The sequence below is a fragment of the uncultured Campylobacter sp. genome (assembly GCF_938017615.1).
In the GTDB taxonomy this organism is placed as follows: domain Bacteria; phylum Campylobacterota; class Campylobacteria; order Campylobacterales; family Campylobacteraceae; genus Campylobacter_B.
In genome coordinates this window covers 1-1,435 of the sequence record NZ_CALIJA010000162.1, presented here as the reverse complement: position 1 = coordinate 1,435, position 1,435 = coordinate 1, and the positions used below count along the sequence as shown (strand labels likewise).

General features: G+C 51.6%; 2 protein-coding genes. Both read right to left on the bottom strand.

Features of this window, described 5'->3' with window-relative positions; all coding sequences use genetic code 11:
• Nucleotides 1-63: 63 nt before the first annotated feature.
• Nucleotides 64-900: a sulfatase-like hydrolase/transferase gene (locus Q0620_RS08385; protein WP_298784447.1), complete on the bottom strand. Its 837-nt coding sequence runs from the start codon at nt 898-900 to the stop codon at nt 64-66.
• A complete protein-coding gene (locus Q0620_RS08380; RefSeq protein ID WP_291936246.1) occupies nt 851-1,195 on the bottom strand; it encodes a hypothetical protein in 345 nt (114 codons plus the stop codon). The genes Q0620_RS08385 and Q0620_RS08380 overlap by 50 nt, the downstream gene beginning before the upstream one ends.
• Nucleotides 1,196-1,435: the final 240 nt, after the last annotated feature.

Genomic DNA, 1,435 nt, shown 5'->3' with positions numbered 1-1,435 from the left:
CGCTGCGATTTTTTCGCCTCTTTGATGATCGGCAGCAGCGCGCCGTCGTGCGCGACTCGCATGCTATCGAGCTGATCGCTTGTGGAAAGAAAGATGCTTTTTTTCGGCGCGATCGGCGGCACTTTTTGCGCTAAGGGCAAATTTGCCGAAGGCTTCTTGATTGCTGATCCACATCGTGCGAAAGCCGCTCAGCGCGAACATATCGATAATGCTAACGCTCTCAAACCACGGCCTTTCGCGCTCGCTTTCGTAGTCGCTGAAATTAAGTATCCGCATCAGCGCGGGATTGGTCGCGCCGTAGCACGAAACAGTATCGCTAAATTTAATAAGCAGCCCCCGCCGCTGCAGATCGTTTAGCAAAGGCGTCGTATCTTTGCCGTATCCGTAAAGCGACATATGGCCGCGCTGCAGGCTCTCGCCGATAATCAGCACGACGTTTTTAATCTGCGTTGCGTTAAAATCAAGCGCGGAATTCGCCCGCTTCGCCTCGTCGTAGCCACGCTCGATGCTTTGCAGATCGGCAAGGAAATTTGCATCGCCGAGATAATCTTTTACGACGAACGCGAACTCAAGCGGAGCGTATGTGCCGAGCGTCGCGCGATAACGCTCGCCACCGCTTGCGATTTTGGTCGCCGTAAAAATGCAAAAAATGACCACACAAATCGGATAGATCACGCTAAATGCGGCTCGCAGCCTCGCGCTGCACGAGCTTTTTTTAAACTTCAGCGCGACAAACGTCGCGGTCGCGAATGCGAGCAAAGAGCAGATCACGCCCGCGCTGAGAAATTGCGCGGTGAATTCCTTACTTTCGTTCGCGTCGGTGTGGATTATCGCATCGAGCGCGACGACGTTAAAAGCGGAGTCGAAAAAAAACGACCAAAAAGAGCGAGATAGCCGCACAAAGCGTATTGATCGCTAGCACAAACAGAGCGGCAAGCCCGAAAAATCTTCTAAAAACGACGAAGCAGAGATGAAAGATGAGCAAATTTATGATCAAAATGCAGCAAAAATCCTCAAAGATCCGCGAAAATATGCGATCTTCCACGCCGTAAAAGTAATACGCCCGCGCCGCGCAAACGATCAAATTAAGCGCGACGACGAGCCAAAATACACCCACCGCGCCGCATAGGCCGAAATAAAATTTCGGCGCGGGCGCAAGCAGAGCCCTCGCTTTATCAAGTAGTAGTTGAACCATTTTTGCTCTTTATTTTTAAATTTACATCTGCCGCATCGCCGGAACCGCTGCGGCGCAGTCTCGCATCCACAAATTGTGCCGCGCTTCAAGTCGGCTCACGCTAACGCAATGAAAACAGGCGGTAAATTTTACGCTTACAAATTGTGCCGCGCCGAAATCTCTACCGCGAAATTGAGCGCGTCTGTTTTTGCGCCGCGATCGGCGAATTTTTGCGCGACACGATGCCGCAAGGCAAATTTT

Excerpts from the sequence above, each read along its gene's own strand:
- Q0620_RS08380 (WP_291936246.1), bottom strand. The coding sequence starts at position 1,195 with ATGGTTCAACTACTACTTGATAAAGCGAGGGCTCTGCTTGCGCCCGCG.